This window comes from Salinarchaeum sp. Harcht-Bsk1, assembly GCF_000403645.1.
Lineage (GTDB): Archaea > Halobacteriota > Halobacteria > Halobacteriales > Salinarchaeaceae > Salinarchaeum.
Genome location: NC_021313.1, coordinates 841,805 through 868,456, shown reverse-complemented (window position 1 = coordinate 868,456; position 26,652 = coordinate 841,805). Strand labels below are relative to the sequence as shown.

Genomic DNA, 26,652 nt, shown 5'->3' with positions numbered 1-26,652 from the left:
GCTCCCGATATTGGCCGGACGGTGTTTCACTATCGTTTCGCAATCGATTCGTGGCTATCGAGGTTCCGCCGCGAATCCACCTGAGTCACCCGAGCGCCGCTCCCTGGCCCCGCGTCGCTTCCCGAAGGTCCGGCACGAGGTCGAGTCCCGGGTCCGTGTCCCCGAGCACGAACAGCGCGTAGATCCAGAGGTAACACTGGAAGGGAACCGCGACGGCGGCCGAGGCGACGATCCCGACGAGCGCGAAGATCGCGACGAGCAGTCCCAGCACAGCCAGCGACCCCGGCCCGATCGAACCGAACCCTCCGGCGGCGACCACGACAATCGCGCCGATCGTCCCGAGCACGACCCCTGCGAGTGCGAGCACCACCGCCACGCCGATCCCGGCGGCGATCCCGACCGCGACGCCGAGGGCCACCCGGACCACGCCGTAGAGCGCGTACTCCACGGGCTGGCTGCGTAACGTCGGCCAGAACCGTCGCCAGCCGGCGAGCACCCCCCGATCCGCCGCGATCATCGTCGGCACGACGAACTGGAGCGTGAGCACCTCGATCGCCCAGGCGAGCACGAGCGCCACCGTGGCGAGGGCCGCCAGCGCGAGGGTGCCGACGCCGCCGAGGTCCAGCGGGCCCACCCCGGCCGTCGAGAGCGCGGCGAGTACGACCACCGGGAACACGAGCGACCAGAGGACGATCCGCACCGCGAGCACGCCGAGCGATCCACGGAGGTGTCGTCCCGCGTCCCGTCGGATCCGGACCTCGTCCGACCCGAGGGTCTCGACGAGGACGAACCGCATGACGACGCCGAGGAAGCCGTAGGCGACGACGAGGAAGAGTCCGATCCCGACCGCCGCGAGCAGCCACGCTGGCCACGCGTCGGGGGAGGCGACCGCGACGCCGCCGATCGTCCCGGGGTCGACGTCGCCGTTCGCGGCGTCACCTGGGCTCGAGTAACGCCAGTACGTCGGATCCGCGAACTGCGGACTCGCCGGGAGCGGCGTTCCGGGGGTCCCCAGGAACAGTGCGACGAGGACGAGTTTCGCGAACCGTCCGACCGAGAACGGCAGCAGGAAGGACCGGGTCGCCTCGATCGCGTCGCTGACGCTCCGGAGCGCCGTACGGGCCATGCTCGGGCCATCGGCCCACCGCGGCTAATAGCTCCCGATCGCAGCAGGGTGTCCGTGGGGATTCAGGCAGCGTCGTCCGCGTCGTCGTTTTGGCCGCCGTCGTCCGTGTCGGCGTCGGCCGTCTCGGTTTCCTCCTCGTCCATTTCACCCTCGTCGGCGACCATCTCTCCCTCGCCCTCCAGGCCCACGTCGACCTCTGCGGTCGCGACCTTCGGCAGGCGGACCTCCAGGGTCCCACGATCGGTCAGCGTCGCGCTCGCCTCGTCGGCGGTGACGACGGCGTCGTCGGGCAGGTCGACCTCGCCGTCGAGCGAGAGCCCCCGGCCCGGGAATTGCATCGTGAAGCCGTCGTGGAACGAGCGGAATCGGTCGACGCGCACGAGCACTCGGCCGTCGCTGTACCGGACCTGCACGTCGCTCGCGGCGGCGCCCGGCACGTCGAAGACCGCGAGGTAGGCGTCGTCGCTCTCCAGCAGGTCCGCGGGAAGCGGTCGCCGCTCCTGGACGCCCGCGGCGGCCCGGCCGGTCCGCTTGAGTACCGCCTCGCCGACGGACTCGCCGAACTCCCTGATCACAGCTCGATCGCCCTGAGGTCTGTCCCCTGACAGACGGGACAGGCCAGCTCGTCGATCCCGTAGTCCTCGGGGACGTCGTAGGTGTAGTGGTTCTCGAACATGTCGAGGAAGCAGTCGTCGTTCTCGCAGGCGACTTCCTGGGTCGGTGGCATGCCCTGACGTTCGGCGGCGGTCCTATTCAAAGGCTGGTCTCCGGTCACTGCTCGGGCCAGCATGAACGGTCGCGTGCACCCATCGAGGCTCCGTTCAGACCGCCGCGTCGCCGTCGCCGTCGATGTCGTCCTCCTGTTGTTTCTGGAGGGCCCGTAACGTGTCGCCGGTCAGCTTCACGACGTGACACAGCGGGTTCCCTGGATAGACGACGGGGTTCTCGAGCACGCCCACGAGCAACCCGGTGAACGGCGCTTCGACGACCTCGTCCTCCATCTTGAACGGGCTCGTGATCGTACAGATCGACTCGCCCTCCCGGACGAGGCCGCCCACTTTGGCGTGCATGTCGACGATGCCGCCGACGTCGGCGCGGAGCCACGTCTTGTTGGCGCTCTCCTCGATGACGGTCCGCCAGCCGGGCCACTTGACGGGAGCGTCGGGGTGGAGACCGAACTCGGCGAAGACGCTCGCGACGCCGGTGAGCGCGCGGTCGATGAGTCCGCGCTGGAAGCGGTGAGCCTCGCCCATCTCGACGGTGATCGTCGGCACGCCCGCTTCGCTCGCCTCCCGGCGCAGCGAGCCACTCGGCCCCTCCGAGTCGATGATGACGTTGGAGGCGAAGCCCCGGGCCACCCGGCTCACGGACTCGTCCGCCATGTCCGCGCGGACGTGGAGCATGTTGGTCCGGCCGCGCGTCGAGGTGTGGAAGTCGATCCCGAGGTCGCAGGGGTCGATGAAGTTCCGGAAGATGGAGTCGGCGATCCGCTTGGCGCTCGTGGACTCGGCGTCGCCGGGGAAGGACCGGTTGATGTCGCGGTCGTAGATCGGGAGGTAGCGCTGCTGGGCGAGGAATCCCGGGACGTTCAGGACAGGCAGGCAGACGAGCGTGCCGTGGAGGTCGTCGTGGTTCCAGTCGTGGGCGACCTCGCGGACGACCTCGATTCCGTTGAGTTCGTCGCCGTGGGCCGCGGCCGTGAGCGAGACCGTCGGGCCGGGGTGGGCGCCGTTGACGATCGTGACAGGGATCCGCACCGGGTCGCCGAGGTACGTCTCGCTAACGGTAAAGCGGAGGTTGGCGGTGTCGCCTGGCTCGACCTTGCCTCCGCTGAAGGTGAAATCCGCCGCGTCGGGCATAGACCCTCGTCGGCGGTCCGGCGGGATAAAGTCGCTGGGACTGGCTCACCGGAATCGCTGCGATCGCTGGACATCGAAACGGCGCCTCCCGGTGCTACTGGGCCGTCGGCACGCACTTCTGAACGCCGTCCTCGTTCGCCGTCGGCCTTCCCGACGTCCGGGAGCGTCGCCGCTCTGGCGAGACGCGGTTCGATCGCTGTTCAGGCTGCGACAATCGAGCTCCCACTCGACGGATAACGCCGTCACTTCGCTTCGCTCGTGACGAGCTCCCGCTCGACACGTTGCGTCCTCGCCCTTACGGGCTCAGCCGCTGCCGGTCTCGCGGGAACAGAACAGTCTCGCGGATGTTGTCCAGGTCCAGCATCGTCATCACCAGGCGCTCGGCGCCGAGGCCGAAGCCAGCGTGGGGCGGCATGCCGTACTTGAACATCTTCGTGTAGTACTCGAACTGCGCGGGGTCGAGGCCCTGCTGTTCGAAGCCCTCCACCAGTTGCTCGTGGCGGTGTTCGCGCTGGCCGCCGGAAACGAGCTCCATGACGGGGTGCATGAGGTCGAAGCCGGTGGACTCCTGGGGGTCCTCGTCGGTGTCCTTGATGTAGAAGGGCTTGACCTCGCTGGGCCAGTTCGTGATGAAGTAGTGCCGGCCGACGTCCTCGCCGAGGGCCTTCTCGGCCTCCGTCGAGAGGTCGTCGCCCCACACGAGCTGCTCGTCGAGGGCGCCGGTCGCGTTGACGCGCTCGATGGCCTCCTCGTAGGTCAGTCGGGGGAAGTCGCCCTCCGGCGGGGCGAACTCCTCCTCGAGGTCGAGCAGCTCGAGCTCGCGCTGGTTCTGCTCGGACACTGCCTCGTAGGCCGCCGTGACGATCGCCTCCGCGACGTCCATCGCGTCGCCGGCATCACAGAACGCGCCCTCGAAGTCGATCGACGTCGCCTCGTTGAGGTGCCGCGGCGTGTTGTGCTCCTCGGCGCGGAAGATCGGGCCGATCTCGAAGACGCGCTCGAAGCCGCCGCCCGCGGCGAGCTGCTTGAACAGCTGCGGGCTCTGGTTCATGAACGCCTCCTGGCCGAAGTACGTGATCGGGAACAGCTCCGTGCCGCCCTCGGTCCCGGTCGCGACGATCTTCGGCGTCGTGATCTCCGTACAGCGGAGGTTACGGAACTCCTCGCGGACCGCTTCGAGGACCGTCGAGCGGATCTCGAAGATCGCCTTCACTTCGGGCTTTCGAGTGTCGAGCGTCCGGTTGTCGAGTCGCGTCGGAAGCTCCGCGTCGACCTTGCCGGAGGGGTCCAGCGGCAGTTCGGGTTCGGCCTCGGCGACGACCTCGAAGGAATCGATGGTCATCTCGACGCCGGTCGGCGCGCGCTCCTCCTCCTCGACGGGGCCGGTGACTTCGACGACGCTCTCGCGGGTGACTTCCGTTGCCAGTTCCTCGAGGTCCTCGTCGATCTCGCCCTTCTCGACCTTCACCTGGATGCGTCCGGTCGCGTCTCGCACGATCACGAAGGCGATGCCCCCGAGGTCCCGGACCTCGTGGACCCACCCGGCGATCGTGGCGGTCTGGCCGGGTTCGGCCTCTGCAGCATACGTTCGGTCGTCCATACGGTCCGGTGCGAAGGCTGGCCTGTAAACCCCGTCGATTCGTCTAGGGAACGTTGTGGTTGCTGTCGGTAGTTGACCTGCTTCCGTTTCAAGGAGCCCCGAAAGCCCCCGAACGCTCGACATTCCGGGGCTCGCTGTACTCCTCACCTCGCTTCGCTCGGTTGCGGTGCTTGCTTCACCCGGGAACGACCGACCGTCCGGCCCCTTTCGAAGTCCCACCCCACAACCGCATCCTCAATCCTCCCCAGCCTCCTCCCTCGCGCCGCAAGACGTTCCTGCTCGCTTCGCTCGCGGGCTGCGACTTCCGGGCCCTCGTTCGCTTCGCTCACGAGGACTACGCTCGGTCGTCCACCGGAAGACTCGCTTTGCTCGTCTTCCGAGCCCTCGTTCACTACGCTCACGAGGACCTCGCACGCTACGCGGCCGCGTGGCAGCTGCGAAACGCGCGCCACCGCATCCCACCGGGGTTTCGGCTGGCCTGAGCTAACCAGAGGGTGGATCTCCGGGAGGGGCTTCCGTATGCGGTTACAGCCCGCAATTTTCCTCGCGCCGAACCTTTACCACACCACGAGCCAACCCCTCGCGCGTGAACGTCTTCGTCATCGACGTCGACTCGCTCCGGCCGGACCACCTCGGCATCTACGGCTACGACAAGCCCACGTCTCCGAACATCGACGACTTCGCGGAGGACGCGATTCGCTTCGACCGTGCCTACGTCGCGAACTCGCCGTGCATGCCCTCCCGCGCGGCACTGCTCTCGGGTCGCCACGGCGTCTCGAACGGCATCGAGACGCACGGGCCGCGCTCGCAGGTCCTCTCCTCGCCCGATTCCTGGACGGACTACGATGGCGACATCTTCGACGCCGCGCCGCAGTATCGCACGCTTCCGGAGGTCTTCTTCGACGCCGGCGAGGCCGCGGTCGCGGTCTCCTCGTTCCCGCGCCATCCCTCGCCGTGGTTCTACCAGCTCTGGACTGACTTCCACCACCCGCGCGAGCCCACGACCGGCGGTCCGGGCGAGACGACCGATCCCAGCCGCCTCGAGAACTTCCAGACGCCACGTGGCTCGACCGTCACCGACCTCGCCATCGACGCGCTCGACGACCTCGACCGCCGCGGCGGCGACGGCCTCTGTTACCTGCAGTACTGGGATCCCCACGCGCCCTACCTCCGGAGCGACGAGGCGGTCGAGCCGTTCCGCGACGGCGAGCTACCGCCCTACCCCACGCAGGAGCAGATCGAGACCCACCGCGAGTGGGATCGCTGGCGCAGCGCGGCGGACCCGGCCTTCGAACACTCGCTCCGGCACTCCGTGTACGACGAGGTCGAAAATCGCGAGGCACTCGGCGAACTGATCGCCCACTACGACGCCGAGATCAGCTACGTCGACGAACAGGTCGGCCGATTCCTCGACGAACTCCGATCCCGCGACCTGTACGCCGACTCGCTGATCGTCCTCACCGCCGACCACGGCGAGGAGTTCGGCGAGCACGGCCTGTATCGCGAGCACTGGAGCACCCACGACGGCACCCAGCGGGTCCCGCTGCTCGTAAAGCCGCCAGCGGATTCCGCCGGTGCCTCGGACGCCGACGCGGCAGCAGCGTCCGCTGCCGGCGAATCGCGCGACGCCCTCGTCACGAACGTCGACTACGCTGCGACGATCGCCGACTACGCCGATCTCGACGCCTCCGGCGCGTGGCAGGGCGCCTCGCTCCGCCCGGTCCTCGAGGACCCCGAGACCGACTGGCGCGACCGGATCGTCGTCGATCACGGCCTCTACACTGCCCAGCGTGCCGTCCGGACCGACCGCTGGAAGTTCGTCCGCACCTACGACGACGGCGAGTGGGACCTGCCCGAACGGGCGCTGTTCGACATGCGCGAGGATCCCTGGGAGCAGGAGAACCTGATCGATGAGCACCCGGAGGTCGCCGCCGAACTGGAACGCGAGATGGCGGTCTGGGTCGAGCACCACGTCGGCGAGGAGGGCGACGAACTCAGACACGTCGCGCGGAGCGGTCCCGCCGGTCTTGAGCTGTATCAGTAGCGTCGCGCGTGCAGGCAGCGCCCGGTTTCAGGCGTCCTTCGCGCCCTGCACCGTTTCCTGAACGGCGTCGACGCCCTCCTCGTGGACGAGGTCGCCGACGATCACGACGTCGGCCTCGCTGGCCATCGTGTGCGCCGAGTCGTAGTCGTGGATGCCGCCGCCGTAGAACAGCGTCGTCTCCTCGAGTACGTCTGCAGCTGCCCGGACCTTCTCGGGGTCGCCGAGCATGCCCGAGTACTCGAGGTAGACGATCTCCTGGCCGAACATCTCCTCTGCGATCTCGGCGTAGGCCGCGACGTCCTCGGCGTCGAGATCGCAGTCCGCCTCGGTGAGCTGGCCGACGCTGGAATCCGGATTCAGGATGATGTAACCCTCCGTCGTCGTCCGAGCCCAGTCGACGTGGTCGGTCTTGACCCACTCCTTGTGGAAGCCGGTCATCCAGGCCATGTCGCCGGCGTTGAACACGACGGGCACGAGGAAGCCGTCCACGGCCTCGTCGTCGACGACGACCGCGGGGTTGCTCGGCTCCTGATAGAGCGGCACGTCGTACTCGGCACAGGCCTCGATCACGCGGCTCATCTTCTCGCTGGTGATGTCGAGCGTGCCGCCGATCTCCAGGGCGTCCGTACCGGTCTGGCAGACGTCGGCGAAGGTCTCGCCATCGACGAGTTCCTTGTCGGGATCGATCTTCAGGATGTGATCCCACTCCGTCCACGGCGCGGTCATTACGCCAGCGTGGTCTTGCGGCCCGGAAAAAGGCTCCGGAAGGGCGAATGGCCCGATTTGGCCGCTCCGGCGACGGAATACGTGCTATTGGTCCCCGCTCAGGCCTTCGCCTTCCACTCGCGCAATCTATCCGCGCTCACGCCGTCGACGTCCGCGGCGATGCGATCCGCGTCGGCGTCCACGAGGTCCTCGATGCTCTCGACGCCGGCGTCCATCAGCTTCTCAGCCGTCGCCGCGCCGACGCCGTCCAGCGCTTCGAGGTCGCTTCCGGACTCGGACTCCCGGGCCTGGTACTCGCGGTAGTTGCAGATCGGGCAGCCGAGCTCCCAGGGCTCGTCGTCGTCCTCGTCGTCTTTGACCAGTAGCTCCGGGAGCCCGTGCTGGTCGCACGTCTCGTCGGTCACCTCGATCTCGCCGTTTCGGGGCAACGGCAGCGAGTAGTCGCAGTCGGGATAGCGCGTACAGCCCACCAGCCGCGATCCGTTCTCCAGGGTCTTGATAGCGAGCTCCCCGCCGTGAGCGGTTCCGCACTCGGGACAGTCGCCCAGAATCTCGCCCTCGCCGGCCTCTTCCTTCCGGCAGAGCGGGCAGCCGTGGACGAACGTGTTGCGCCCGGCGAGCATCTTGACGTGGCGGAGGCCGTGGGTCTCACAGCGTTCTTCGAGCAAGAGGGGCTCGCCGGAGTCCGGCAGCGGCAGCGTGTACTCGCAGTCGGGGTAGCCGTCGCAGCCGACGAAGGAGCCGCCGTAGCGGGACTCCCGGAGGAGGAGGTCCTCGCCGCACTCGGGGCACTCGCCGAGGGCCTTGTCGGCCTTGAGCGACTCCCGCAGGAGGTCGCCGATCTCCTCGCGGGACTCGACGAGCTCCTCGAAGACGGTATCGAGCATCTCGCGGGACTCCTCGGTGACCTCGTCGAGGTCGATCTCGCCCTCCGCGATCGCGGTCATGTCCGCTTCGAGCTGGGCGGTCATGTCCTCGCTGACCACGGTATCCGCGTACTCCTCGGCGGCCTCGACGACGGCCATCGCCAGTTCGGTGGGCCGCGGCGGATCGCCCTCGATGTAGCCGCGGTCGTAGAGCTTCTCGATGGTGTTGTGGCGGGTGGACTTCGTCCCGATGCCCATGTCCTCCATCGTCTCGATGAGCCGGGACTGGCCGTACCGCCGGGGCGGCTGGGTCTGCTTGGCCTCGAGCCGCGAGTCGTCGATCGGGAGGACCTCGCCCTCGCTCACGTCGGGGACGAAGTTCTCGCTGGTGGAGAAGTACGGATAGACGTCGTGGTAGCCCGCTTCGAGCAGGCGCTTCCCGTTGGCCTTCAGGCTGACCTCGGTGCCGCCGTCGGGCAGGACTGCTGCGGGATCGGAGAGAGCGTCGCCGGCGGGCACCGCCGCGGTGACGCGGAGGTGCTCCCAGCGTGCGGGGTCGGCGACGGTCGCGAAGAAGCGCCGGACGACGAGTTCGAAGACCTCCCACTCGTCGTCGGAGAGTTCGCCCCGGTCGGGCCACTCGCCGGTCGGGTGGATCGGCGGGTGGTCGGTCGTCTCGTCGTCGCCCTCCGTGGGGTCGTTCAGGCCCGCCTCGAGCAGCGCTTCGGCGTCTTCGCCGAGTGTGGGGTGGCCCTCGTAGGCCGACACCAGCTCCTCGGGGTCGAGGTCGTCGGGATAGACCGTGTTGTCCGTCCGCGGGTAGGTGATGAACCCGGCCGTGTAGAGGTCCTCGGCGATCGACATCGCGCGCTGGGCGCCGTAGCCCACGGCGCCGGCGGCGCGGATGAACGCGGTGGTGTTGAAGGGTGCGGGCGGGGCGTCGGTGCGGGTGCGACGGTTGACGTCCTCGACGGTCGCGGCCGCGGCGTCGGCAGCGAGCACCTGCTCGACTGCTTCGGCAGCTTCCTCGTCCCAGACGCGCTCGGCCTCGGTGTCCTCGGCGTCCAGGTAGAAGTACTGCGACTCGAACGTCGCCGACGTGTCTCCGTCCTCCCGCTTCTCCAGGTCGGCGAACAGCTCCCAGTAGTCCTCGGGGTCGAACGCGCGGATCTCCCGCTCGCGATCCACGAGGAGCTTGAGGGTCGGCGTCTGGACCCGCCCGACGGAGATGAAGTCCTCGCCGAGCTGGCGCGATGACAGCGAGAGGAACCGGGTGAGTGCGGCGCCCCAGATCAGGTCGATGACCTGCCGGGCCTCGCCGGCCGCTGCGAGGTCGAAGTCGATCTCGTCGGGATCGTTGAACGCGGTGCGGACCTCCGTTTGCGTGATCGAGGAGAAGCGCACGCGGTCGATCGGGACGTCCTCGTTGACGTCCCGCACCAGTTCGTAAGCCTCCTTCCCGATCAACTCGCCCTCGCGGTCGTAGTCAGTGGCGATCGTGACGCGATCGGCTTTTTTCGCGAGCGATTTGAGCGTGCTCACGATCCCCTCCTGGGTCGCGCGCTTCTCGATCGGAGCGTCGATCAGTTCGACTGGTTCGACGTCGCGCCAGTCGGAGTACTCCGGCGGGAAGTCGACGCCGACGACGTGCCCGGAGAGGCCGACGCAGGCGCGGTCGCCCCACCGGTAGACGGCGACGTCACCCCGGCGATCGACGTCGGCGCTCCCGTCGCTCAGGATCTCCGCGATGCGGCGGGCCGCGTTGTCCTTCTCGGTGACGATCAGGTCCATTCGGTCGCTACCACCTACGGCAAATGTGCTCCTAAAGCTTCCGGAATCGCAAGAAGGCGCGGGTGTGCGCGCCCGCCGGCGGGAGTGTGCGGGTGCGCGCTAGCGGGTGGGCGGCCGCGGCCGACGCACGCGCACTTTCGCGCGCGAGCGCCCGAACGACCGTGGCTTGGCCGGGCGGTTGCGGGATACAGATGACCTGGTCACATCGTGTGTCCCTGGCCAGCCCGACGGCCGTTCGGTACGCGCCGACCGATGCCGCAAGGTCTACGACCGCGGCGGCTGGAGCCGTGTGCAGTGTCGGCGGACAGCCGCGTGGACATGACGACGGGGCCGATCACGTCCAGACTCTTCTACCTCGCGTGGCCCCTCGTCGTCGGCAACCTCCTCCAGACGCTCTACAACCTCGCCGATATGTTCTGGGTCGGGCGGGTCAGCTCGGAGGCCGTCGCCGCGGTCTCCCTGATGTTCCCGCTCTCCTGGCTGTTCGTCTCGACGGCGATGGGGCTCTCCGCCGCGACGATCGCGATGGTCTCCCAGCACGTCGGCGCGGGGAACGACCGCCGCGCGGACGCCGTCGTCGGCCAGACGATGCTCCTCGCGGTCGCCGTCGCCTCGGCCCTTGCGATCGCCGGCTACCTCGGCCGTCACGAACTCATGTACCTGATCGGCGCACGCGGTGACGTCCGCGTCGAGGCCCTGCGCTACATCGAGGTGATCTTCCTCTCCCTGCCGCTCACCTTCCTCTTCATCGCCTTCCGCGCCGCGCTCCAGGGCGCCGGCGACACGAAAACCGCGATGTGGCTCGTCGCGATCTCCGCCGTCGCGAACGCGGTCGTGGATCCGTTCGTGATCCTCGGCGTCGGCCCGCTGCCTGCGATGGGCGTCCGCGGTGCGGCCTGGGCGACGTTCGGCGCTCGCGGACTGGCCGCCGCGGTCGGCGTCTACATCCTTCTCCGGGGCGACTGGGGCATCAAACTCCACCCCGGAGACCTCCGCCCCGATCGGGAACTGCTCGCCAAACTCGTCGACGTCGGCTATCCCTCTACGCTCGACGGCTGGGCGCGTTCCTTCGCCGCCGTGGCAATGGCGGGCCTCGTCGCACGCTTCGGCGAGGCGGCGACCGCGGCCTACGGCATCGGGATCCGGTATATGTCCGTGACGTGGACGGTGTCTGGAGCGGTCGGGCAGGCGACGGCCACCGGCGTCGGCCAGAACCTCGGGGCGGAGTCCCCCGATCGCGCGGCCTCCGTCGCCTACCGAGCGACGGCTGCGACGATGGCGCTGCTGTTCGCGGCCGGCGGGCTCGTCTGGCTCGTGCCGGCGACGGCGATGCGAATCTTCGTCGACGATCCGGCCGTCGTCGACGAAGGCGTTCGCTTCCTCCGGATCGTCACGATCGCCTGGGGCTTCTTCGGCGGGCTGATGGTCCTCCAGGGTGCGTTCCGCGGCGCCGGCTCGACCCGGATCGCGATGGCGCTCTCGCTGTGCTCGCGGTGGCTCTTCCGTATTCCGCTGGCAGTGGGCCTGGCCTTCGGCTGGGCGATCACGATTCCGCTGCTCGGCGTCGAGATCGCCGCGCTCGATTGGGGTGCGGTGGGGCTGTGGTGGGCCTACGCCGTCGGTGCGATCGCCTCCTTCGCCCTCGGACTCGTCTGGTTCCTCCGGGGTACCTGGACGGAGGGCGTCATCGACCGTGCTGACGAGGTGCCGACGGACTCGACAGCGAGCGGCGGGACGGCGGGTGACACCCGGTCGGGAACTGACCCCGCGAGGACTACCGAGACGGACGTCCCCGACGAGTAGGAATCGCTCGCGGACGGGAGCGCCCGTTCCCCCGTTGCCTTCCAACCAACCGTTCGTCACTGCCTGGATCGTTTCACACGAACGCCTGGCCGTCCACGTGGTTCCTCCCAGTTTCCTGAAGTCCTCAGCGTTCCCGAAGACTCCCGACCCGTTCTCGGGAACTCCTGGCCGTTCCCGAGGTGCTCCTGACTGTTCTGAACGCAGTGTGTTCCTGACCGCTCTGAACGCAGTGTGCTCCTGACCCCGCTACACTCGGTGTCCTCGTGGCCGCTCTCAACTCGGGGCGTTCTTGGTGGCGCCCCGCAGCTCACGTGTCACATGGTAGCGCGCGCCCGAGCAAACCGGGTCACTTTTGCCGGAAAATATTGTCAGTTGCTGCCGGATCGTTCTTCACCTGCGTATCAATGCCTTGCACGTCCCGGCAGGTGTCGCCGATAGTACTGGCCCATTTCCTACAATTTGTAAAAATAATTGTTGTAGTTATTATAGTTAAAGGCCAGGGTCGGTTAATCGAACGGAGTTTCAAAATTGCATCAGAGGTTCGTGATATATTAGGATTATTCACACAAAGATCCGATCCACTGTGGTATCATTAGTGTTCTATACCGCCATCCACGACGTTGGATGCCGTATTATAGGGGTGAAATGATCGAAGCGGATATATGGGTGAACTCGTTTTCGGAATTCTGTTGGTCGTGATCCCTGCTACACGCTACCGCGGTTCGATTGGTGGCGTCAGACGAGGTGGCTGGTCTCGCGCGGGCCGATCAGTGACCACTGCACGCTGGTGGTCACTGAGCGGGGGAGTGCTGCCGATCGACAGGGGGTCGGCGGCACACTGGTGGAAACACGCTGTAATCGCCGGACTATCATCGAACCTATGAACGAAACTCGACGCAGCATCCTACGCAAAGCATCGGCACTTGGCGCACTGGCCCTCGGGGCGAGTGCCACAGCATCGGCAGCGGACTGTAGCGGCGTCTCCGAGTGGGATCCCGACACCGCCTACAACGGCGGCGACCAGGTCACCTACGACGGCGACCTGTTCACCGCCGAGTGGTGGACGAAGGGCTCCACGCCGGACGGATCGAAGTCCGTCTGGACCAACGAGGGCCCCTGTGACGGCGGTGGCGGCGGTGGCGGTGGTGGAGGCGGCGATCAGGCCGACTGTAGCGGCGTCCCAGCGTACGATTCCAGCGCGGCGTACACGGGCGGCGATCAGGTGACCCACGAGACCTCGCTCTGGACGGCAGAGTGGTGGACCCAGGGCACCGAACCTGCAGAGAGCGAGAACGTCTGGACGCTGGAGGGAGCCTGTAACGAGGGGCCGACGCCATCGTTCGCTGTCAGCCCGTCGAACCCGGCACCCGGCGAGTCCGCTACCTTCGACGCGTCGGACTCCTCGGATCCTGACGGCTCGATATCGTCCTACGAGTGGACCATCGACGGCACCTCCGCGAGTGGACAGACGGTGACGGAGACGTTCCAGAGCGCTGGCTTCTATACGGTCGAGCTCACCGTCACGGACGACAGCGGTACGTCGGCGACGACGAGTCAGGAGATCACGGTCGGCGACCCGAACCTCCTGCCCTCGGCGTCGATCGACGCGCCGGACTTCGTGAACCCCGGCGAAGTCGCCAGCTTCGACGGATCGGGATCCTCGGATCCCGACGGTTCCATCTCGTCCTACGAGTGGGACTTCGGCGACGGTTCGACCGGCAGCGGCGCGACGGTCGATCACACCTACAGCAGCGAGGGACAGTACACGGTCACGCTCACTGTGACGGACGCCGACGGCGCGACTGCGACTGCCGAGACGACCGTCGGCGTCGGCGTCGCCACGGGCGACCAGCGCGTGGTCGCCTACTACCGGCAGTGGTCCCAGTACGAGCGGGAGTACCTGCCGGCGGACATTCCTTTCGACGAGATCACCCACGCCCAGTACGCGTTCGGGCGACCCGAGAAGGACGGATCGCTGAACCTCGTCGGCGACAGCTACGGTCAGCAGGTCTTCTACGCCGAGGAGGACTGGCAGGGCCCCGATCGCGGGAAGACGTTCAGCGGTTACGCCCGCGAGCGCGACGACGTCACCTTCCTGCTCTCGATCGGGGGCTGGGGCGACTCCGAGTACTTCTCGCCGGTCGCCCAGGACCCGGCCAAGCGCGAGAAGTTCGCCCAGGAGTGTGCGGACCTCGTGACGAAGACGGGCATCGACGGCGTCGACATCGACTGGGAGTATCCCGGCGGTGGCGGCTGTACTGCCGACTCCCCGGTCTGTGACATCGACAACATCTCACAGCCCGGCGACCAGGAGAAGTACACCCTCCTCCTCGAGGAGATCCGCGCCGCGCTCGACGAGGCGCAGGCGAACAATCCCGATCGCAACGAGCCGTACGTGCTCACTGCCGCCCAGAGCGCAGACCCCGGCAAACTCGACGGCCTCGAGCACGGGAAGCTCTCGGACGTCCTCGACTTCGTCTCGGTCATGACCTTCGACTATCGCGGCATCTGGAGTGACTACACGGGACACCAGTCGCCGCTGGACGCGGATCCCGACTCGCCGCTTCCGAAGGCCGACACCTGGAACGCGTCCTCGGCGCTCCAGTACTACGTCGACCAGGGCTGGGACCCCCAGCAGCTCAACATGGCCGTGCCGTTCTACGGCCGCAGCTGGACCGACGTCCAGCAGCCCGAGAGCGGCGTCGGCTCGTCTGTCGACGACGGGCTGCACCAGCCGTTCCAGGGCGAGGACGAGGACGCGAGCGGCGAGGGCTCCTACCCCGGCCCGGGCCAGCAGGGCACCAGCCTCGGTGGCGTCTGGGACGCCTTCGACCTCGTCGGTGACGGTCGGACGGGCTCCAACCCCGTCAACCTCGACGGCGCCAACTGGGAGACCTACTTCGATGAGGACGCCGCCTCCTCCTGGAGCTTCAACGCCGAGAGCCGGCTGATGATCACGCACCCGACGACGCAGTCGATGGAAGCCAAGGGCAGCTGGCTGTCGAATTCGCCCTACGGTGGGACGATGCTCTGGGCGATCGGCGCAGATACGAAGGAAGGCACGCTCATCACCGCGCTCTGGAACGCGCTAAACGGATAACGAGCGAGCAGCCACGCGTGGGCCGCACACGCGGCACGGCTCGCGGCCCGGTCGAGGGCCGACGCGGCGTTCGAGCCCACGCGGCCGTGGCGGCGAGGCGGCCTGCGAGTCGACGCGGGAATTGCGGCGACGCGGCATTCGATCCCAACCATGAACGAAACTCGACGCAGCATCCTACGGAAGGCATCGGCACTGTCAGCGCTCGCTCTCGGCGCGAGCGCGACTGCATCGGCAGCGGACTGTTCGGGCGTCCCGGCGTGGGATCCCGACACGGCCTACAACGGCGGCGATCAGGTGACCTACGACGGGACCCTCTACACCGCGGAGTGGTGGACCCGCGGCTCCACGCCGGACGACTCGAAGTCCGTCTGGACCGCAGAGGGCTCCTGCGATGGCGACGGCGGTGGCGGGGGCGGCGGTGGCGGCGGTGGCGGCGACGGCGCCTCCTGTGACGGCGTGTCCGTCTGGGAATCCGACGTGGCCTACACTGGCGGCGACCAGGTCGTCCACGACGGCAAGCTCTGGACCGCCGAGTGGTGGACGCGCGGGACCGAGCCCGCCGAGAGCGAGAACGTCTGGACGCTCGAGGGCAACTGCGGGAACTTCTCGCCCACGGCGGTCGCCTCGGCGACCCCGACGAACCCGGCCGTCGGCGCGACGGTCGAGTTCGACGGCTCGGGCTCCTCGGATCAGGACGGCACGATCAGCTCCTACAGCTGGGCATTCGGCAACGGCGCGTCGGCGACGGGCCAGACTGCCAGTCACAGCTACGGCTCGAAAGGCGACTACACCGCGACGCTCACGGTCACGGACGACGCCGGCGCGACCGACACCGACTCGATCACGATCTCCGTCGGCGACGACGGTGGCGGCGGTGGCGGTAGCAAGGAGGACGACGTGTTCGCGCCCTACCAGGGCACCTGGGGCGACGTCCCGAACGCGACGCTGAACGCGAACACCGATCGCGTGGTGCTGTCGTTCGTCGGCGACGCGACCGACGGCGACGGCGTCAACCCCGGCTGGCTCACATCCGGTGGCCAGCGCCCGCTCTCGGACTTCGCCGGCGAGATCCAGACCCTGCAGGACAACGGCGTCGAGGTCTGGGTCGCCATCGGCGGCTGGGACGGCCGGACGGTCGCACGCGACGCGACCGACGCGACCGTGCTCAAGGACGCCTACGCGGAGATCCTCGACACGCTCGGCGTCACGCACCTCGACATCGACGACGAGAACGCCAACGAGGCGGGTCGCGACGGCAGCGTCTACCGGATCCGCAACGAGGCGCTCGCGATGCTCCAGGACGAGCGGCCCGAGGTGAAGATCTCCTACACGGTGCCGGCGGGCTCCGGCGGCATCGAGAACCGGAACTACTCGCCCGCGAAGGACATGGTCGCCGACGCCGTCGCGCAGGGCGTCGACCTGTCCTACGTCAACGTCATGACGATGGGCTACTCCGGCGACTACACGAGCTTCATCTCCGGCGCCGCCCAGGGCACCGTCGACTGGCTCGCGAACCCCTTCCCGAACAAGACCGAGGCCGAGCGCTGGGAGATGCTCGGCGTGACGCCGAACGTCGGCGAGAGCAACTTCACCGAGAGCGACGGGCAGTGGCTCGTGGACTACGCCGAGCAGCATGACATGGGCCTGCTCTCCTTCTGGGCCATGTACAAGTCCAGCGCGAACGCGCAGGCTGACATCTTCTATCAGTTCGAGGACGACGAGGACTGATCACCCTCGTCTGCAGCTACTCCAGAGCACACGGACCAGCACGCTCCCTACGACGCGAACCAGCACACGACGCGAATCACCACACGACACACGACTCATGAACGAATCACGACGCAGCATCCTACGGAAGGCATCGGCACTCTCCGCGCTGGCGGTCGGCGCGAGTGCAACAGCATCGGCAGCGGACTGTAGCGGCGTCTCGGAGTGGGACTCCACCACAGCCTACAACGGCGGCGATCAGGTCACTCACGACGGCGACCTGTTCACCGCCGAGTGGTGGACGAAGGGCGAGGAACCAGACGGCAGCAAGTCAGTCTGGACGAACGAGGGCGCCTGTGACGGCAGTGGTGGCGGTGGCGGCAGCGAGACCGACTGTTCCGGCGTCTCCGCCTGGGACTCCTCGACCGCCTACAACGGCGGCGACCAGGTCACTCACGACGGCCAGCTCTGGACCGCCGAGTGGTGGACCCAGGGCACCGAGCCCGCGGAGAGCGAGGCCGTCTGGACGCTCGAGGGCGCCTGCACGACCAACGAGGCCCCGACCGCATCGTTCACCGTCAGCCCCTCGAACCCCGCCCCAGGCGAGTCCGTCACCTTCGACGCGAGCGGTTCGTCGGACCCGGACGGCACCATCTCGTCCTACTCCTGGGAGTTCGGCGACGGCACGAGCGGCAGCGGCGAGTCGACGACTCACACCTACGACGCCGCCCAGGTCGTCACGGTCACGCTGACCGTCACAGACGACGGTGGCGAGACCGCGAGCACCACCCAGGACGTGACGATCGGCGATCCGAACGCCGCTCCGACCGCGTCGTTCACCAACGATCCGGCCTCGCCAGAACCCGGCCAGACGGCGACGTTCGACGCCAGCGGCTCCGGCGACTCGGACGGTTCGATCGCCAGCTACGAGTGGGAGTTCGGCGACGGCACCACGGCGACCGGCCAGACCGTCGACCACACGTTCGCGAGCGAGGGGACCTATTCGGTCACGCTGACCGTCACCGACGACGACGGCGCGACCGGCACGACGACGACCGACGTCAGCGTGACGACCGGCCCCTCCGACGAGTTCAAAGTCATCGGCTACTACCCCGGCTGGAAGGCGTCCTCGCCCTACGACTACTACCCCGAGGACATCCCGTGGGACAAGGTCACCGACGTGCAGTACGCGTTCCTCGGCGTCGACGCATCGGCGGGCGAGCCGACGATCATGAGCACGCGAGACGAGGAGAACCTGCAGACGTTCAAGGAGCTCAAGTCCGGGCCCGCCTCGGACACGCGGGTCACCCTCTCCATCGGTGGCTGGGAGGACTCCGAAGGCTTCAGTCAGATCGCCGGTAGCTCGAGCAAGCGCCAGTCTTTCGCGGACCGCTGCGTCGAGATCCTGCGCCAGTACGATCTGGACGGTATCGACATCGACTGGGAGCACCCCGGCAGTTCGCAGGGCAAGTGTCAGTGTGGCTCCAACGAGGACTACGAGACGCACGTCGACCTGTTGCAGGCGATCCGCGACGCGCTCGACGCGGCCGGCCAGGAGGACGGCAAGCAGTACCACCTCTCCGTCGCGAACGGTGGCTCCGACTGGAACGCCGGCGGCCTGCGCCACGGCGAGATCGGCGAGGTGTGTGATTACACCTCGATCATGGCCTACGACTTCACGGGCTCCTGGATGGATCAGGTCGGTCAGAACGCGCCGCTCTATGGCACCCAGCACCCGCTGGAGACGACCGAGTACGGGACGCAGTACCAGAATCAGTACTACGTCGAGTACGCCGTCGACAAGCTCTACGGTGGCGAGCACGACGAGACCGGCTACTGGCCCGGCCAGTGGGAGTACCCGCCCGCACCGCCGGCGGAGTACAACGAGCTCGTCCTCGGCCTGCCGTTCTACGGCCGTGGCTTCAACGGCACCGAGATGTACGGCAGCTACTCCGGACTGCCGGAAGGTACCTGGCACAGCGCACTCGAGGACGGCGCCGATCCGACCGGCGCGTTCGACTACGGCGACATCGAGGAGAACATGGAGGGCGCCAGTGGCTGGAACAAGTCCCGCCACGACCCCGGCGCGGTGCCCTACATCGTCAACGAGAGCGAGGAGACGATCATCAGCTACGACGACGCGCAGTCGATCGCCGAGAAGGTCAGCTTCGCCAAGGAGCGCGGCATGCAGGGCGTGATGTTCTGGGAGCTGTCCCAGGACTGGAACCACACGCTGCTGGACGCGATCCTCGCGGAGATCTGAACGGAACGCACGACCCACAGACGGCATGACTCCCATCCGGCCGCGGGCTGTCACGAAGCAGCAGTCGCCCGCAGTCGGCAGCGGGAGGCGGTCTTTCTTCGGGGGCGCCCCACCCAGCGGCGCCACCGGCGCTCGGCACCGTCCTACCAGTCCGTGCTGTCGACGAGCGCCGATCGAATCGGGCACTCTGTCGGGAGCACGACGCGGCGGATCGGTGGACGGTAGCCGACCCCTCGGATCCGGTAACCCGGGCATTACTACGACGCGGTGGGCCGATTGCACCTCCAACCGCCCGTGAGCCTCCTCCAGGTCCTCCCGCTGGCGATCGTGATGGTCGCGGGTCCCCAGTTCCTGAGTGCCATCTTCCTCGCGACGACCGATCGGTGGCGAGCGAACTCCCTGGCCTTCGTCGCCGGCGCAGCGCTCTCGATTTCGGCCGTGGTGACCGCCGCCTACCTCCTCGGTGGAGGCGTGCGCGACCAGACCGGATCGAGCGGCGTCCTCGACGCGGTTATCCTCGGGTTGCTGCTTCTGGCGATGGTTCGGGTGTACCTGAACAGGGAGGAATCCGAACCGCCGGAGTGGATGGGGAAGTTGACGACCGCCTCGCCGCGCTTCTCCTTTCGCCTCGGCGTCCTCCTGCTCGGGTTCTTTCCGACGGACGTCATCACGTCCGTCTCCGTGGGTTCCTTCCTCGCGGCGCAGGAAGCCCCACTCACGGACGCCCTCGGCTTCCTCGCGGTCACGCTCACGTTGCTGGCCCTCCCGTCGCTCACCGTCCTGGCGTTCAGCGAGCGGGCGGAGGCGTTCCTGCCCCGAGTCCGTGAGTGGATGAACGACAACGCCTGGATCGTCAACGAGGTCGTCCTCCTCTTCTTCGTCGCGATCGTCGGGAGCAATTTCCTGTGAGGCCGTGGCCTCGCGTCGCTGGTGGCCTGCCGGCCGACTGTCGGAGCTACTCCCGGCGCTGGAGCGCGAGCACGGTACCGAGCAGCGCGATGGCCGCAGCACCGACGCCGAAGCCAGGCAGCGCGTCGCCCGAACTACCTTCCGAGTCGCTCGTCGCCTCCTGGTAGGACTCGTTGTGTAGCTGTTGGGTGACCTCCTCGACGGCGAGGACGATCCGCGGCGCAGGCTGGTTCCAGTAGTTACCGTTCACGGTGATCACGTTGCCCTCCTGGACCGCGGTGGTCTGCTGGACCGGATGGTCCTCGGGTAGCGTGGTGCCTTCGGAGACGAGGATGTAGTCGGGGTCCTCGGCGACGATGGCTTCGGGTTCGGCTGCGGCCCAGCCGGAGATGCCCATGTTCGCGGCGGCGTTGTCGGCGCCAGCGAGCTGGAGGAGTTCGCCCTGGAAGGTGCCCGAGCCGGCCGTGTAGCCGCCACCGAGCCAGTAGAAGACGCTCGGCCGATCGACGCCCTGCGTGGTCTCGTTGACCACAGCCAGGCGTTCGTCCATCCAGGAGACGGTGTCGTCGGCTGCGTCGCAGGCACCGAGCAGTCGGCCAGTGCTCGTGACGCGATCCCGGACGTCCTGAATCGAGTTCCCGTCGTTCGTGACGTACACCGTGAGCCCTGCGTCGCGCAGCGCCTGGACGTCTTCGGGGGCGATAATACCGCCCGGTGCGATCACGACGTCGGGATCGAGGTCGACGACGGTCTCCGTCTGGACCCGGATGCCGTCGAGCACGTGCGTTCGATCCTGCGAGCCGTCGAGATACGCCGTGCTCGGACCGACGGGCATCCCGACGACGCGGTCTTGCTCGCCGAGTTCCCAGACGGTCTGGGCGCTACTGGCGCCGAGGACCACGACGTCCTCCGGCGATTCATCGAGCGTCACGTCTGTTCCCGACGCGTCGGTGAGCGTCACCGGGAACGAGCAGTTCTCCTGGGCGAGCGCCGCCTCCGCGGTCGTCGGGCCGACCGCGTCCGCTGCGGCCACGTGGCCGACGCCCCCCACGAGCGCGGCCACCACGACCAGCGCGGCGACGAGTGCCTTGCTTGTGCGCGTCATCGTCAGAGCGAGGCCACGGGAGCAATAAAAATGTATCTACTTCAAGCCAACTTTACTTCCGTTCATGGCCGCCTGGCAGGTTCCAGATGGCTTCGAGCGGCTCGCTACTGCCCGGAAATACACTGAACCACCAGACTTTAGGAAACACAAATCGGATGAACGACCCATGCACGCCCACCGGCGCGCGGCGACGTACTCCTCCGGGCTGCTCGCGGTGCTGGTCGCGACGGTGCTGGCCAGCGCCGCGATCGGCACGGTCCACGTCGCTCCGGGAGCCGTCGTCGCCGCGGTGGCAAATCAGTTCGCGATCCCGACCGCCGTCGGCGTCTCGACGACGACGGTCGGACTCCCGTTCGTCGACGCCGCCCTTCCCGTCCCGTCGCTGGACGCTAGCTACTGGCAGCCCTTCGCGTTCGACGTCGCCGGGACCGACGAGACGATCGTCGTGGATCTGCGCCTCCCTCGCGTCTTGCTCGCGGCCACGGTCGGCGTGGGACTCGCCGCCGCCGGCACCGTCATGCAGGGACTGTTCCGGAACCCGCTCGCGGATCCCTCGATCATCGGCGTCTCGACCGGCGCCGCGGTCGGTGCGGTCGCCGCGATCACGTTGCCCGCGCTCGTCCCGCTCGGCCTGCAGCCGATGGCGTTCGTCACCGGCCTGTTGACCGCCTTCGGCGTCTACTGGATCGCGACCGAGAACGGCCGGACGCCGGTCGCCACGCTGTTGCTCGCTGGCGTGGCGATCCAGGCACTGCTCGGCGCGGTGATCTCCTTTCTGATGATCAACAGCGGCCGGAGCATGGAGGAGGTCGTCTACTGGCTGATGGGGAACCTCCACGCCGCGCAGTGGAGCGACGTCGAGTTCGCGCTGCCCATCGTCGTCGCCGGCACGCTTGCACTCTGGGCGTTCAGCCCCGACATGAACGTCTTGCTGCTCGGCGAGGAGGATGCCCACCACCTCGGGATCGAGGTCGAGCGAACCAAGCGGCTGCTGCTGGGCCTCGCGACGGTCGTCACCGCCGCGGGCGTCGCCGTCGCCGGCGTCATCGGCTTCGTCGGCCTGATCGTCCCGCACGTCCTCCGCCTGCTCGTCGGTCCGGACCACCGCGTCCTCCTGCCGACGAGCGCGCTCGCCGGCGGCACCTTCCTCGTCGCCGCGGACACGCTCGCCAGGACGACGCCGGAGGTACTGCCGGTCGGCATCGTGACCGCTGCCGCCGGCGGTCCGTTCTTCCTCTACCTACTCCGGGAACGGGAGGTGCACGGACTGTGACCGGTGAGGAGGTTTCCACGGCGAGCGAGTCGGACGGACCCCCCGGGATCCAGGCCAACGACGTCGTCGCGTCCTTTGGCGCGGAGTCCGTCCTCGAGGACGTCTCCGCGACCGTCGCCAGGGGCGAACTCGTCGGCCTGGTCGGCCCAAACGGCGCCGGGAAGACCACGTTCCTGCGGACGATCAGCGGCGCGCTGGCTCCCGACGACGGCGAGATCCGGGTCGTCGGCGATTCGATCGCGGCGCTCTCCTCGGCCGCCGCGAGCCGCCGTATCGCCGTCGTCCCCCAGACCACGCACCTCTCCTTCGCCTTCTCCGTGCGCGAACTCGTCGAGATGGGCCGCCACCCACACCGCTCGCGGTTCGACCCACCGAGCCGCGAGGATCGCGCGCTGGTCGAGGCGGCCATGGAGCGCACCGATACCGCCCGCTTCGCCGACCGCTCGATCGAAGACGTCAGCGGCGGCGAGCGCCAGCGCGTGCTGCTCGCCCGTGCGATCGCCCAGGACGCGCCCGTCCTCCTCCTCGACGAACCCACGGCCAGTCTGGACCTGCACCACGCGGTCGAGACGATGGCCATGGTCAGGGACCTCGTGGACGAGGACGACGCCGCGGCACTCGCGGCGATTCACGACCTCGAACTCGCTGCGCGCTTCTGCGATCGCATCCTCGTGCTCGCCGGCGGAGCGATCGTCGCCGCCGGACCGCCCGAGGACGTCCTCGAGGCAGACATCCTCGAGGCGGCTTTCGACGCCCGGATCGCGGTCGAGCACTCGCCGCTGGACGGCGGCGTGACGGTACGTGCGCTGGCCGACCCCGAACTCGACCGGCGCGTCCACGTCGTCGGCGGCGGTGAGCGCGCAGCCTCCGCTCTCGGCCGACTCGGGGAGGCGGGCGCGTCGCTCTCGCTCGGCCCGGTCCCGGCAGGCGACCGCGCCGTCTCGACCGCCGAGGCCGTCGACGCCGAGCCCGTGACGGTTCCGCCGTTCGCCCCAGCCGACGGCGGGGCGATCGAGCGCGCCCTCGACCTCGCGGCCGAGGCCGACGCCGTCGTCCTCGCCGCCACGGACCTCCCGGAGGCCTGGCGACGCTGTGTCACCGGCACCGACACGCCGCTGGTCGCAGTCGGCGAGGGACCCGTCCCCGTCGAGGGCGCCCTCCGGACCGATCCGGACTCGCTTCCGGGGACGATCGAGGCGGTCGCCCGACGGTCGGCAGACACCGCGAAGGAGTCCCGCAATCGGCGAGCGCTCGCCGACGCGACGGTCGCCGACGGCGGGGTCGACGTCGATGTCGACGGAGTGCCCGACGGCGACGCGGACGAGGAGACCAACCTCGACGCGGACCAGGAGACCGACGTCGGCGTCGACGGCGAGACCGACGGCGACGTGGACGAGTAGGTCCGGGCGATCGGCCAGACCGATCCAGTCGATCCTCCAACGGGAATCGGTTGCAGCGAGCGCTTTTGGCTCCCTGCCCACAACGGGTGGACGTGACCGACGCAGTGCTCCTGGAGGGCTCGGGCCCGTTCCGGCTCGACTACGACCCCGGCGCGATCCGCTACGGTGCGGGCGCCACGGCCTCGCTGTCCGACGACCTCGCCGAGATGGGCTTCGACCGCGCGCTCGTGGTCACCGGCACCACGATCGGCGAGACGGCGGCCGTGATGGACCCGGTCAGTTCTGGACTCGGCGACCGACTCGCCGGCGTCTTCGCGGAGACGACGCCCGAGAAGCGCCTCTCGACGGCGGTCGCGGGGGCCGCTGCCGCTCGCGAGCGCGACGCGGACGTGCTCGTCGCCGTCGGCGGCGGGAGCAGCATCGACACCGCGAAGGCGATCGCCACGGTCCGGACACGGGACGACGACCCCCAGGCACTCGGCGCGGAGTTCGCCGAGCGGCAGACGCTCACCGTCCCGGACGATCCCCTGCCGATCGTCGCCGTTCCCACGACCTTCGCCGGGGCCGACTTCACGATCGGGGCAGGCCTCTCGGCCTCGCCGGCGGCAGGGGACCTGGTCGACGCCGAGGTCGCTGGCGGGCTCGGTGGGACCCAACTCGGTCCGGTCGAGGCCGTGTACGATCCCGAGGTCGTCGCGACGACGCCGCGGTCGATCCTGGCCGGCTCCGCGATGAACGGCTTCGACAAGGCGATCGAGACGCTCTACTCCCGCCACGCGACGGCGATCACCGACGCGACGGCGACGCGGGGCGTCCGTCGGTTCCGGGAGGGCCTCCTCGCGTTCGGGGAGGCTGGCTCCGGGGACTACCACGACGGTGTTCCGGCCGCCGTCGAGGGACTGCTCCTCGCGCAGTACGGCATCTCGCGGACGGACTGCACCACGATGTCGGTGATCCACGCGGCCGGCCAGGCGGTCTCCGCGCGCGGCGACGTGCAGCAGGGCGTCGCCCACGCCATCTGCGCCCCTCACCTCCTGGAGCACCTCCTCGAAACCGCAGCCGTCCGGATCGGACTCGTCGCGAACGCGTTCGGCGTGGCAGATGGGGCGGATCCCGAGACCTCGATCGTCGACGAACTCGTAGCGGTGCGCGACGCCCTCGGCGTCACCACCGCCCTCCGCGACGTCCCGGGCATCGATCGCGAGGATCTCCCGGAGATCGCCGCCGCCGTCGCCGATCATCGGTTCGTCGCGAACGGTCCGGCGGACTACGAGCCGACCGCGCCGTCGCTGGAAGCCGTGCTCGACGCGGCGTGGTGAGTCGGGCGTTACTCTCCGGCGCTCTCGCTCCCTGGGGTGTCCTCCGTCCCAGCGTCGTCCAGGTGCTGGCGATCGACGTCGAGGCCGTACTCGTCAGCGCGCTGGCGCCAGAACTCCTCGAACGCCTCCTCGTCGCTGGCGACCGTCGACTGGCCGTCGTGGACGTAGTCGAGTTTGAGGTCGACCTCTTCGAGCAGGCGCTCGCCGACGTCGTCGGCGACGACGCCGCTGCGAGCCGCGTCGATGAGCGCGCTCTTCTCACGCTGGAGGAGCCGCCGCTCGCCGGCCAGAATCTGCTCGTGGCGCAGTTCGGGCGTCTCCGCGAGGAGTTCCCGAATCGCGCCCGCGAGCGCTGCCTTCTCCCGCTCGTACTCCGCGGTGAACTCCTCGTACGCTTGCTGGGGGATGTCGCCGCGCTCGTTGAGGTCCTCGGCTGCCTCGAGCGCGGCGTCGACGGCCCGCGCTCGGCCGATCAGTAGCTCGAAGAGCTCCTCCGCGTCGCTGCGCGTGACGACCCCCAGCGAGTCGAGTAGCGGCCCCATCGTCAGTCCCTGGACGACCAGCGAGAACGCCGCGACGCCGAACACCATCGCCCGGAGCATCTCCCGCTCGGGCGTCCCAGGTGGAAGGCCGAGGACGAGCGCGATCGGAATCGAGCCGTGGAGCCCGCCCCAGACCCAGACGTGCTGGTAGGCCAGCGGGACGCTGGGTCGCGTCGCCCGGTTGGTCGTCGCGATGATCGGATACACCATTACCGCCCGGGCGAGGAGCACCAGGGGGATCGCCAGCAAGATCGCCCACCCGTGCTCGACCACGGAACTGATCGGCACGGTCACGCCGATCATCAGGAAGATGAACGTGTTGACGATGAACGCGCCGGTCTCCCAGGTGGTGAAGATCGCGATCTTCGTCTGCGGGCTCATCGCGTACTCCGCGCCGCGGTTGCCGATGAACAGCCCGGCGACGACGGTCGCGATGACCCCCGACACGTGGAAATAGTGCTCGGCGAGGACGAACGCGCCGTACGCCAGCACGATCGTGAGCACGATCTCTGTCATGTGATCGTCGAGCCCGCGCATGACGGAGTAGGTCGCGAAGCCCGCCGCGAGGCCGACGAGCAGGCCGCCGCCACTGACCACGAGGACGTTCAATCCCACGTCGCCCAGTCCGTCGAGCGTCGTGAGTGCCGGTCCGGTGGCGTCGCCGGCCGCCTCGGCGCTTACGCGGGCGAGCAACGCGGAGAAGAGCACGACGCCGACGCCGTCGTTGATCAGGCTCTCGCCCTCGACCAGGACGGCCAGTCGGTCGGGCGCGCCGAGGTCCTCGAACAGCGCGAGCACGGAGACGGGGTCCGTCGGGAGGATCATCGCCGCGAACAGCAGGGCGAGCAGGAGGTCGAAGCCGAAGACGTACTGTCCGGCCGCGCCGAGCAGGACGATCGAGCCGACCAGCCCGACCACCGCCAGCGAGAGGATCGGCAGGAGGTTGCGCCGGAGCCGCTCGAAGTCCGTCGTCGCCGCACCCTCGAACAGCAGTGGCGGGAGCAAGACGAGGAGGATCAGGTCGTGGGAGAGTTCGATCGCGACCTCGATGCCGATGACCGACGCCGCGATTCCGGCCAGCAGGAGCGCGATCGTGTACGGGAAGTCGCCGACTTTCGCGACGAAGATCCCGACCGCCGCCGCGATGATGAACACGTCGATCAGGTCGACGAGGATCGCGACGTCGACTGCGCCCGGGGCCATTTGGGATCGCTACAGC

Annotated in this window: 18 protein-coding genes; 9 read left to right on the top strand and 9 right to left on the bottom strand. The window is 68.5% G+C overall.

Annotated elements, in window-relative coordinates:
- Positions 1-85 precede the first annotated feature (85 nt).
- From L593_RS04120 to aspS, 5 genes are all read right to left on the bottom strand, one after another.
- Complete coding sequence (locus L593_RS04120; RefSeq protein WP_020445676.1) at positions 86-1,126, bottom strand: hypothetical protein; 1,041 nt, start codon at positions 1,124-1,126, stop codon at positions 86-88.
- Between the two features lie 62 nt (positions 1,127-1,188).
- The gene (locus L593_RS04115; RefSeq protein WP_020445675.1) at positions 1,189-1,701 is read right to left on the bottom strand and encodes an Hsp20/alpha crystallin family protein; all 513 of its coding nucleotides are present in this window, start codon (positions 1,699-1,701) and stop codon (positions 1,189-1,191) included.
- The gene (locus L593_RS15875) at positions 1,698-1,853 is read right to left on the bottom strand and encodes a hypothetical protein (protein ID WP_020445674.1); all 156 of its coding nucleotides are present in this window, start codon (positions 1,851-1,853) and stop codon (positions 1,698-1,700) included. Before L593_RS15875 ends, L593_RS04115 begins: the two co-directional genes overlap by 4 nt.
- 94 nt (positions 1,854-1,947) lie before the next feature.
- Positions 1,948-2,985, bottom strand: a complete 1,038-nt coding sequence (locus L593_RS04110; RefSeq protein ID WP_020445673.1) for a succinylglutamate desuccinylase/aspartoacylase family protein — start codon at positions 2,983-2,985, stop codon at positions 1,948-1,950.
- 295 nt (positions 2,986-3,280) lie between these two features.
- Complete coding sequence (gene aspS, locus L593_RS04105; RefSeq protein ID WP_020445672.1) at positions 3,281-4,585, bottom strand: aspartate--tRNA(Asn) ligase; 1,305 nt, start codon at positions 4,583-4,585, stop codon at positions 3,281-3,283.
- Positions 4,586-5,171: 586 nt separating this feature from the next.
- Here aspS and L593_RS04100 point away from each other — a divergent pair.
- A complete protein-coding gene (locus tag L593_RS04100; RefSeq protein WP_020445671.1) occupies positions 5,172-6,629 on the top strand; it encodes a sulfatase in 1,458 nt (485 codons plus the stop codon).
- Between the two features lie 27 nt (positions 6,630-6,656).
- On the opposite strand, the gene L593_RS04095 is transcribed toward L593_RS04100, so the two are convergent.
- Positions 6,657-7,355, bottom strand: a complete 699-nt coding sequence (locus tag L593_RS04095; protein ID WP_020445670.1) for a phosphoglycerol geranylgeranyltransferase — start codon at positions 7,353-7,355, stop codon at positions 6,657-6,659.
- 98 nt (positions 7,356-7,453) lie between these two features.
- On the bottom strand, positions 7,454-10,012 hold the full coding sequence (locus tag L593_RS04090; protein ID WP_020445669.1) for a DNA topoisomerase I: 2,559 nt from the start codon (positions 10,010-10,012) through the stop codon (positions 7,454-7,456).
- Positions 10,013-10,330: 318 nt separating this feature from the next.
- Between L593_RS04090 and L593_RS04085 the strand changes: the two genes are divergently transcribed.
- From L593_RS04085 to L593_RS04065, 5 genes are all read left to right on the top strand, one after another.
- Entirely contained in the window at positions 10,331-11,815 is a 1,485-nt protein-coding gene (locus L593_RS04085; protein ID WP_020445668.1) for an MATE family efflux transporter, read from the top strand.
- Between the two features lie 880 nt (positions 11,816-12,695).
- Positions 12,696-14,915, top strand: a complete 2,220-nt coding sequence (locus L593_RS04080) for a glycosyl hydrolase family 18 protein (protein ID WP_020445667.1) — start codon at positions 12,696-12,698, stop codon at positions 14,913-14,915.
- A gap of 150 nt (positions 14,916-15,065) precedes the next feature.
- Entirely contained in the window at positions 15,066-16,643 is a 1,578-nt protein-coding gene (locus L593_RS04075; protein WP_020445666.1) for a PKD domain-containing protein, read from the top strand.
- 97 nt (positions 16,644-16,740) lie between these two features.
- Positions 16,741-18,885, top strand: a complete 2,145-nt coding sequence (locus L593_RS04070; protein WP_020445665.1) for a glycosyl hydrolase family 18 protein — start codon at positions 16,741-16,743, stop codon at positions 18,883-18,885.
- 294 nt (positions 18,886-19,179) lie between these two features.
- Positions 19,180-19,794 carry a GAP family protein gene (locus L593_RS04065; protein ID WP_020445664.1) on the top strand — a complete coding sequence of 205 codons (615 nt, stop codon included), beginning with the start codon at positions 19,180-19,182 and terminating at the stop codon, positions 19,792-19,794.
- Between the two features lie 46 nt (positions 19,795-19,840).
- Here the strand turns inward: L593_RS04065 and L593_RS04060 are convergent, their stop codons facing one another.
- Complete coding sequence (locus tag L593_RS04060) at positions 19,841-20,899, bottom strand: PGF-CTERM-anchored ABC transporter substrate-binding protein (protein WP_020445663.1); 1,059 nt, start codon at positions 20,897-20,899, stop codon at positions 19,841-19,843.
- 166 nt (positions 20,900-21,065) lie between these two features.
- Between L593_RS04060 and btuC the strand changes: the two genes are divergently transcribed.
- From btuC to L593_RS04045, 3 genes are all read left to right on the top strand, one after another.
- The gene (gene btuC / locus L593_RS04055; protein ID WP_020445662.1) at positions 21,066-22,172 is read left to right on the top strand and encodes a vitamin B12 ABC transporter permease BtuC; all 1,107 of its coding nucleotides are present in this window, start codon (positions 21,066-21,068) and stop codon (positions 22,170-22,172) included.
- Entirely contained in the window at positions 22,169-23,572 is a 1,404-nt protein-coding gene (locus tag L593_RS04050) for an ATP-binding cassette domain-containing protein (protein WP_020445661.1), read from the top strand. The genes btuC and L593_RS04050 overlap by 4 nt, the downstream gene beginning before the upstream one ends.
- Positions 23,573-23,664: 92 nt before the next feature.
- Positions 23,665-24,891: an iron-containing alcohol dehydrogenase family protein gene (locus L593_RS04045; RefSeq protein WP_049894291.1), complete on the top strand. Its 1,227-nt coding sequence runs from the start codon at positions 23,665-23,667 to the stop codon at positions 24,889-24,891.
- Positions 24,892-24,899: 8 nt separating this feature from the next.
- Here L593_RS04045 and L593_RS04040 read toward each other — a convergent pair whose 3' ends face one another.
- Positions 24,900-26,636, bottom strand: coding sequence for a sodium:proton antiporter (locus L593_RS04040; protein ID WP_020445659.1), 1,737 nt, complete (start codon positions 26,634-26,636; stop codon positions 24,900-24,902).
- Positions 26,637-26,652 lie beyond the last annotated feature (16 nt).